9 protein-coding genes and 1 pseudogene are annotated in these 8,983 nt (G+C 42.4%); 1 reads left to right on the top strand and 9 read right to left on the bottom strand.

Features of this window, described 5'->3' with window-relative positions:
• A partial coding sequence (locus H5185_RS22940; protein ID WP_404948457.1) for a hypothetical protein occupies window positions 1-129 on the bottom strand: 129 nt, incomplete at its 3' end.
• 41 nt (window positions 130-170) lie between these two features.
• Between H5185_RS22940 and H5185_RS23435 the strand changes: the two are divergent.
• A pseudogene (locus H5185_RS23435) lies at window positions 171-278 on the top strand (hypothetical protein); the annotation flags it as partial.
• A 21-nt stretch (window positions 279-299) separates the two neighbouring features.
• Here the strand turns inward: H5185_RS23435 and H5185_RS10310 are convergent.
• From H5185_RS10310 to H5185_RS10275, 8 genes are all read right to left on the bottom strand, one after another.
• Window positions 300-1,328: a DUF342 domain-containing protein gene (locus tag H5185_RS10310; RefSeq protein ID WP_404948456.1), complete on the bottom strand. Its 1,029-nt coding sequence runs from the start codon at window positions 1,326-1,328 to the stop codon at window positions 300-302.
• Window positions 1,329-1,522: 194 nt separating this feature from the next.
• A complete protein-coding gene (locus H5185_RS10305) occupies window positions 1,523-2,560 on the bottom strand; it encodes a class I SAM-dependent methyltransferase (protein WP_124017314.1) in 1,038 nt (345 codons plus the stop codon).
• A 118-nt stretch (window positions 2,561-2,678) separates the two neighbouring features.
• Window positions 2,679-4,031, bottom strand: a complete 1,353-nt coding sequence (locus tag H5185_RS10300) for an alkaline phosphatase (RefSeq protein WP_182742025.1) — start codon at window positions 4,029-4,031, stop codon at window positions 2,679-2,681.
• Window positions 4,032-4,039: 8 nt separating this feature from the next.
• Window positions 4,040-4,993, bottom strand: a complete 954-nt coding sequence (gene gshB, locus H5185_RS10295) for a glutathione synthase (protein WP_124017316.1) — start codon at window positions 4,991-4,993, stop codon at window positions 4,040-4,042.
• Between the two features lie 39 nt (window positions 4,994-5,032).
• Complete coding sequence (gene rsmE, locus H5185_RS10290; RefSeq protein ID WP_182742024.1) at window positions 5,033-5,773, bottom strand: 16S rRNA (uracil(1498)-N(3))-methyltransferase; 741 nt, start codon at window positions 5,771-5,773, stop codon at window positions 5,033-5,035.
• Between the two features lie 49 nt (window positions 5,774-5,822).
• A complete protein-coding gene (locus H5185_RS10285; RefSeq protein WP_182742027.1) occupies window positions 5,823-6,587 on the bottom strand; it encodes an endonuclease in 765 nt (254 codons plus the stop codon).
• A 74-nt stretch (window positions 6,588-6,661) separates the two neighbouring features.
• Window positions 6,662-7,270 carry a SprT family zinc-dependent metalloprotease gene (locus H5185_RS10280; RefSeq protein WP_182742023.1) on the bottom strand — a complete coding sequence of 203 codons (609 nt, stop codon included), beginning with the start codon at window positions 7,268-7,270 and terminating at the stop codon, window positions 6,662-6,664.
• A gap of 82 nt (window positions 7,271-7,352) precedes the next feature.
• The gene (locus tag H5185_RS10275; RefSeq protein ID WP_182742022.1) at window positions 7,353-8,537 is read right to left on the bottom strand and encodes a hypothetical protein; all 1,185 of its coding nucleotides are present in this window, start codon (window positions 8,535-8,537) and stop codon (window positions 7,353-7,355) included.
• Between the last annotated feature and the right edge of the window lie 446 nt (window positions 8,538-8,983).

The following is an 8,983-nucleotide window of genomic DNA, read 5'->3' as shown; positions in this document are numbered from 1 at the left end:
CGTAGCGCCAAATGCAATAGCCCTAATCCCTTTAGCAGCAGTGGCAATGCCGCCGACCAAGTCACCACGTTTTCCTTGAGCATCGCTGACCGTTATAGTGTCACCAGATGTCGAATGACTGTGAAGCAACTGCTTAGTGACTAAAATATTACCCAGCGCTTCAAGGTGATGTGATTGTCAGTAAGGGTGTTATTGGTCGCTTGATTAAAGAGCATGAACTGAGTACTAAAATTAAAGCTACCGGACAGATTTGTGCCCAATTTGTACAATATTCACAACTAGAAGCGCTGGGTAATATTTTAGTCACTAAGCAGTTGCTTCACAGTCATTCGACCAATAACACCCTTACTGACAATCACATCACCTTGAGCTTCAATAGTGGCAGACTCAACAAAGCCCATCACGGTGACATCACCGCTGGCTTTAACTTCCATACCTTCGTGCACATCACCGGTAATTAATATACTGCCTTTAAAATTAACGTGGCCACAGCGAACATCAACATCTTTAATTTGCAGAATATCGTCAACTTGCATGCCAGTACGGTTTTCCACTGGCTGACCAGGAACGGTGGCGATGAGTTGGTTGGGATCTTGAGGATGAAAGCTCGCGCCAGTGCCGGGCTCCATAGATTTATCTTTACCTGGAATTTGTTGCAGTACATCACCGTGGATATTAAACCCCGGAGTCCCTGTCGTTAATGGCGTTTTAATCATTAATACATCGTTGGGTTTGACGGTAATGAGTGAGCCTAAATCACGCATATCAACAGAGCCGTCTTCGCGTTCTTGTGGTTGCAATAGACGCTCGCGAGCTAAGGCAACTTTACGGGTTAATATTGCATCTTCGCCATTAACGGCTAACTTACCTGAGGCTATGATCCCCTCACAGGTTTCACCTGGGGGCAATATCGATAAACGCTGTATCAATGCCATAATCTTAGGTTTGCTGAGTCCCATTTTGATTTTTTGAGTTTTCAGGGTATTGAGTATGTCTGGTAGGGTGATATCTTTGCCGCCCCAAGCTGAAGTGATTTTCATGCTTGCTTGCATTTTATCGTCACTGACACTGATGCTCACAGAGCCATCTTTGCGCTCGGCAATCGTAAAAAAGAGTTCGTGTCCGCCAGGCGTTTGGCCACAAAGTGCATTGACTTCAGATACGGCTTTATTAATCGCGGGGATAATCGGAAATAACATCGTAAAATCAGCCTGTGTCAGCAAGGCATTAATATCATCCTCCGACACGGGGCCATGGGTATTGGGAATTATACGTAATTCCGCTTTGCTTTTATCTGCACTTAATGTGACGAGTGATGGCGTTAACATAACATCCTTTATTTTTATTTTTATATTCGGTCATTAGACGCCAGTACCATACCAACGAAACAAAGCCGAAAATGTGCGTTATTTTGCCTTTTCGTTAATTTAGCTGATATTTAGCTGTAATTCCAGCCGTAATGAGCTTTGCTGCCCATGAACTAAGCCAGTTGAGGTGAGATTTGGCGGGCTTTTAGGAGGGATTAACCTTGATGGGAATATAGCTTATATTTATTGTTTTCAGCTAACACTTCTACTTTGCCAAAATGAGTCGCAATAGTCTCTGAATAAGGTAAGTGGCGATTAGCGACAATTTGCCATATGCCTTTGCTGGTTAGTCGAGTTGCGCTTTGTTGGACAAATTGTGTGGCGATATCTGTAGTGTTGGTTAACCCATCATGAAACGGTGGGTTGGAGATAATACCGTCAAATTTACCGACAATTTGATTGAATCCGTCTGAAGGGTAAATTTTTGCGCGCATATTATTGGCTGCAAGGGTTAATTCGCATGAGAGTAGTGCCATCGCATTGATATCAATACATTCAATAGTTAGCGTCGGGTTAGCTTTGAGTAACGCCGCTGTAATGACCCCTGCACCACAACCAAAGTCGAGAACTCTGCCGTGTAAATTTTCTGGTAAATGCGACAGTAATAATTCAGTGCCCTGATCGAGACGTTTTTCGCTAAATACACCAACAAGATTACAAATCTGTAATTGCCCTTGCGGAGTCTCTAGTGAGTACTGGCTTACCCAATCACTAAGGGTTAATGCTGGCGCTGCTTGGGTTAAATAACTGACATACACTAGACAATGGCGGGCATTATCTTGTTTGATTGGTGGCGAGTAATAATCAGGTGTGAGTTTAGCAATCGACTTTATTCCTCCTTTATTTTCACCTACAATGATCAGCTGGCCATCAATAGATAAATGCTGCGCAGCTAGTTGCAGTAAATAGCCCATTAACGGTTTAGCTTTGGGAAAATAAATAATCACACTATCAAATTTTGAACTTGCGAGTGAATCAGGTAATTGATGACCAAAATAGCACTGTAATTTGTCATTGGTACAAGAGGACAATATCAGGTGATGATTAAAATCCAACGCTAGGGCGGTAACATGATGAGCAAACTCAAGACATTGATGTGCAAAAGTATCAGCTTCATAATTAAGCACTAACACATTTTGCTTTTCAAAATAGTGGCTGTTTCTGATTAAGGCTTGAGAAGGATTTGTTAACACGTCAGTTGCTCATAATGCTAGTGATAAGATAAACACGCTGATATTAACACAATCCCCGCTGATAAGGGCGGGGATTGTGTGGGTCATCGTCGTTCGGCATTGATTAAGGTATTTGTCTCTATTGTGGTAATAGGCTAAACATTTTAGTCGCGATATCAATGTTGTCTTGATGACCGCTAAACAACCTTGCGCCAGGGCCTGCAGCGAATACTTGAACATCCATCGCGGTATGTCCGCCAGTTGTCCAACCGGTATTAGACTGAATATCAATTAATTTACGCAGTGCGACAGACAGTGGTTCGTTACCTTGCATGCGAGCTGCTTCTAATTGGCTGTATTGTGCGTCGCTTGGAGTAAAACCCAAAAGTGTTGCGGTTAAAGGCTGCCAGTTATCTTCGGCAATCGCGCGCGTAGCAATTGCATCTGGGCTGGCTTTAACCTTATGTAGCACCTGTGGATTCCACTCATATTTGTCATTTGCGCCAATAGATAACCCACCGGTATTATGATCGGCTGTTACCACCATAAGTGTGTTTTTACTTTGACGAACAAATTGTTCAACCACTTCAATTGCTGAAGCAAATTCATCCATTTCACCCATGGCCGTAGCAATATCGTTACTGTGGCCAGCCCAATCAATTAAGCTACCCTCTACTAATAACACAAACCCTTGGTTATTTTGTGACAGTAAATCTAGGGCTTTCTGGGTCATATGACTCAGGTTATGCGCTTGGTTATCGTTAATTACCCAAGGTAACTGGACATCAGCAAATAGCCCTAATACTTTTGGTTTAGCAACCGATTCAAGCTGGGCTAATTCAGTAATGTGTTGATAACCTTTCGCGCTAAACTGCTCAAGTAGTGTAGGGGTGAAATATTGCTGACCCCCACCAAGAATCACATCTGCATCTGAGCTTAAATAAGCCTCTGCAATATCAATATAATTTCGACGGCTTTCATTATGAGCCAGAAATGCCGCTGGTGTTGCATGGTTGACTTGCGAGGTGACAGCTACGCCAGTTGATAAACCTAATGTTTTGGCTTTTTCCATTAAGGTGGTCAGCGGACGTTTTTCGGTATCAACGGCAATGGCTCCATTATAACTTTTAACTCCAGTTGATAACGCAGTTGCTGATGCCGCTGAATCGGTAACATAACCGCTTACAGAGGCTGGGTAGGTGCTTGCCATCCCCACAAGTAAACGATCAAAAACCGTTTGTTCAATCTCTTCGGTCTCAGGATTATCTTTGTAATAACGGTAGGCTGTGGTGTACGCCGGTCCCATACCATCGCCAATCATAATGATAATATTTTTCGGTCTTGATGGACCGACCGTCGGCACATTATTGCTTACGGCGCTGTCTACAGTAGGGGACACTATGACTTCATCAGCCATTGCTCCAGTTATAATCAAACTAGATACCAATATTAATCTGCTGACTATTTTTGTGTAGATAGATAAATAATGCATGAATAATCCTATTTCTGCTGGCTTATACGGGCTTCGATGGCATCCATGAGCATACCAGTAATGCTAACGTCAAATGCTGCTTCGATTTCTTTAATGCAGGTTGGGCTGGTCACATTGATTTCAGTTAATTTATCGCCGATGACGTCTAAGCCGACAAAAATAAGGCCACGTTTTTTCAATTCTGGACCAATTGCCCGAGCAATTTTCCAATCACTTTCTGATAATGGTTGAGCCACGCCACTGCCGCCAGCGGCTAGGTTGCCACGAGTTTCACCTTTCATCGGAATACGCGCTAGTGCATAAGGTACTGGTTCACCGTCAACCACCAAAATACGCTTATCGCCTTGAGTGATTTCTGGGATAAATGCCTGAGCCATTGCGTATTGTTGACCATAACTGGTTAAGGTTTCGATAATCACTCCCACGTTAGGATCATCTTTTTTCACACGGAAAATCGAGGTGCCACCCATGCCATCTAATGGTTTTAAAATGATGTCTTGTTTTAGCTGGTGGAAGGCTCGGATACGTTTAGCATCACGAGTCACAATAGTGTCTGGGGTAAACTCAGAAAACCATGCGGTAAACAATTTTTCATTGGCATCGCGTAAGCTTTGTGGTTTGTTAACGATTAATACGCCTTCTTCTTCTGCACGTTCAAGCATATAAGTGGCATAGATAAATTCAGTATCGAACGGTGGATCTTTACGCATTAAAATAACATCAAGTTCTGCTAGCGGAGTATCGACGGACTCGCCTAAGGTAAACCATTGACTAGCATCTTGCTTAACTGATAATTCACGCATGTTGGCCATGGCTTTGCCGTTGACCATAGCAAGATCATGCATTTCCATGTAGAACAATTGGTAGCCTCTTGCTTGCGCTTCTAATAACATCGCGAAGCTCGAGTCTTTTTTGATATTAATGTCGCTAATAGGGTCCATAACAATGCCGAGCTTAATCATGTGTGTATCCTTAATAATGTGCAGAGAGGTATCGGTATGTTAACCAATATCGCCAAATTTAACTTGTAATGCCGTAATGGCAGTCAATGATGCAGTTTCTGTACGCAGCACCCTAGGGCCTAATAAAATATCGGTAAAATGCTGGGTTTCTGTCATGGCAATTTCTTCGTCAGATAAACCGCCTTCTGGGCCAATGAGTAATCTTACTCTTTGATGTTGGCCGTCTAACTGTAAGCCATTAATGCCATGTGAAGCCCTTGGATGCAAATTCAGTTTTAATGCTTCAGTGGGTTCTGCACACCACTGTGCCAATGTCATTGCCGGGCGAACAATAGGTACGATACTGCGGCCAGATTGTTCACAAGCACTGACCACAATTTTTTGCCATTGCTGCAGTTTTTTCTCTAAACGCTCACCACTCAGTTTGACACCACAACGATCGGAAAATAACGGCGTAATAGTGGTTACGCCAAGCTCAACCGATTTTTGAACGGTAAATTCCATGCGGTCACCACGTGAAATCACCTGGCCTAAGTGTAAGTTTAATGGCGATTCACTGTGGTTTTTTTCACAACTCAATAGCGTGACAGTGATAGATTTCTTACTGGTTTCATTAATCTCGGCTAAGTAATCATTACCGTCACCATTAAACAAACTGATGTGATCGCCCATTCCCATTCGCAATACTCGGCCGATATGAGCAACACCATCTTCATCTAATTGAAGCGTTTGCCCTTGCTGTAAATTGTCTTGGGGCTGAAAAATGCGTGGTACTCTCATCAGTGTTGACCTTATTTAATCAATTGTTCAAGGGTAGCTTGATCGCCAATTATCGAACTAAGCCGTTATTTTGGCATTGTTTGAATACAAAATCATTATGATTACCTTGGTTAGCTGCGATTAAGCTGTCGCGTTGACATTCTGTGGTGCTAACCGGTTGCATTTTGTTCCATGCATTAAACAATTTTTGTTGGCTACTATTGATTTGTAGACCATAGGTTTGTTGCATATAAAGGTAAGTTCGAGCGATCGGCCCTCTTGCACCTTTTGGTGGCTGCACTTTACGGCCTTTAAAGTCGACAATCATCTCGCATTGTCCGTACTGATCCGCTTTGCCGCCCCAATCACTAAACCTAAAGTTACTGCGGTCGCCATTGACCTCACCGACAGCAGGCACAAGGTTATGTAAATCGGCTTCCATTTTTTTAAATTGCGGGTTATTTTTACCACAATTTTTACGTCCGCCATCTTGCCAACATTGCAGTTGATGACCAAATTCCCAGGCGGGGACTATATGTTCCCATTCGATACGGTTGGCTCTAATAATTTGTTTTCTAACCAGATAGCCACAGCTAGCATGATCCGCCTGCCATAATTTACCTGCTATGGCGATATCACAGCCGCAATAGAAGGTGTTGAGTGGCAAGTGTTGCTGATAGATCTTTTTGGCAATGGTTTTGGCTTTACCGAAACTACTGGGGTGTTCTGCCGCAATAAGTGTTGATGAAAAAATGCCGCACAGTAGCGACACCCCAAATAACCAAGAGTGAGTGGATGATAAGCGCAAAATAAACCCTAAAATTAACAAAAACATCATTACAGCGCAGGCTTAGCCTGTCATTTGGGCAGATGTTAAGCCATCGAATGCGATGACGCAATTGATAATATTTAAGGAGAAAAAGGGCTTAATGTTTGTTGGCAGCGGCGACAGCGATATTGAGTTTGGCCGCGGACAATTCTGTTATGACGTCTTATGGTTAAGTGGATGCTGCCACAGGCGCAAAAATATTCGAACTGTTGGCCACTGACAGACTGAGTATTGAGTTGGTGAGTGGTCTTGGGGGCAATATTAAATGTTGTCAGCATAACGCTTTGCCATTCTTTACCATGAGGTTTTACTTTACCAAACAGATGAAAACACACTAAATGACTAATTTCATGTGGCACAACTTCGTTAATAAAAATATCAGGGTTTTCAGCCAGTAACACCGGGTTAAAGCGTAGTTTATTCGCATGTAAATGCGCTGTGCCGGCGCTTTTTCCACGTAAGCTGAAATGCACACAAGGACGGGGGAATTGGCGTTTGAAATGCAGCTCGGCTAACTGGTAATCGGCTTCGACTTTGGCCAATATCTGCAGTTGTAAGGGGTTACTAACGCTCGTGTTTAGTGGTTGCTTGGTGCGAGGGCGCGCTGATAATGAAGATTCCTTGGTATGGATATCTTGCGTTAACGCTTGGTGCGCGCGTTGGCTGAGATTAAAAATACTTTTAAACATTTTGGGTTGCTTCACTTGCTTGAATGATTAACGAAAGATTCAGGCAAGTAAAGTATTGGCCTGTTAATTTAGTGTATCGACATTATAGCGTGCTCGCTGCCGCAGCTATCATGGCACGAATTTGCTCAACAATGTCTGACTCTACTTGCGAGTCGTAACCTTTAATGCGTGGAGTATGAATGTGTCCTACCGGTAAACTCAAGTTAAATTGATCTCGAAGTAAAATACTGCGATAGGATATTTCATTAGATAAATAGCCGCCACCAGAGCCTTCTACAGAAATTTCATTTTGTAATTCAGCCAGTGATGATGCTTTAAATTGGCCCCGAGATAAGCTGCTAACTTGATTGTTATCATTAACACTCCAGTGACCTTTTACCGCTGCCATCGCCTCTACAGGTAATGAGAATTGCACAAACTCAGGACCATTTAATATCCCATCGTTTGAGGTGCCACCGTTAAATAGCGGTGCTTTTGGATTGGTGCGACTTGCTCCAGTTAATACATTTAAATTATCTGGTGCCTCTGCACTGCGGTTACGTCCAGGAAAGCGTTCAATATCAAAATTATCACGACCCATGCTAATGGTAAATACCATGTCAACACTGTTCTCTCGATAAAACGGTGTCAGTAACGATTCGATAATACCATTATCAAAATCACTAAATCTCACTGGGATCATCACAGTTTCAATCTGTACTTTTTTTCCATTAACTTCAAAATGATAACCGTCGAGAGCTAAAGCGGCTAAACCTGACGGATTACTTTGGCCGATATCCTTATCAAGGAAAAAAGGATCAAAACCAGTGACCAAGATATTAATTTGGCTGTCGGAAGAAAATTCAATATCACTAAAGCCACGGGAGGATTTCTCCACCGCTTTGACCAAAATCTCGCGTTGCCAGTCGGCAAGATTAAATCCTGCTTTGTCTTGTTTTAAGACCTTACGCATGCTTAATCGACTCCAGTACAAGGAGCGATCATCACTGTGTCCAGACTGAACATCCCTAACAGCTTGTTGCCATAATCTATGCCCTTGATGGGCTGCCATTTCTGTCACCGCTAATTCATCGGTGGATTGAGCTAACTTGACCTCCAAGGTATCACTAATGGCTTGATAACGATTAACCACCTGAGGTAGGGTTTTTTCCGCCTTTGATACGCGAATTTCTTCAACATTTTTTGGGAGTTGTCCTGCGTTAACTGCAGCAGATAAGGTGACTAGTGCCAATGAACTTAACATTATACAAGCATTGTATTTAATCATGACGGTTCCTTTAGGACTCCTAGATATCTATCTTTAGGTTACGTTTAACGACTTTACTGCCCGTGAGACGGATTAACGATTAGTCTAGGTTATATTTATAACACAGTTGTTTAGGTGGTTTAAGAGCACGGTTAACTCTTGTGCACGAGTAAGCTGTTTTTGAGCGCCGATTTATGTGGATATTTGGGGCAATAGTTAAATGTTGTATATATGTCAATTTAATTACTGCTTTTTGTATACTATTAACACTTCTGTACCATACTATGGTCATAAGAAAGATGTAGCTGAGATAACAGATACATTAAAGTTAGTCATCATTACGATCAATCTGGGGTGATTAGTCGATAAAAAGATGATTAAAACGTACAAAGTGTGGTTCTGAGTGGGTATCCATATTGAATCCAATAATGATACTGCTCATGAGTAACTACATTACTTAACTTATG

This window comes from Shewanella sp. SG44-6, from assembly GCF_014164185.1.
Classification (GTDB): domain Bacteria; phylum Pseudomonadota; class Gammaproteobacteria; order Enterobacterales; family Shewanellaceae; genus Shewanella; species Shewanella vesiculosa.
Note: the sequence above shows the minus strand (reverse complement) of the source record. Positions and strands in the feature narration are given on the sequence as shown.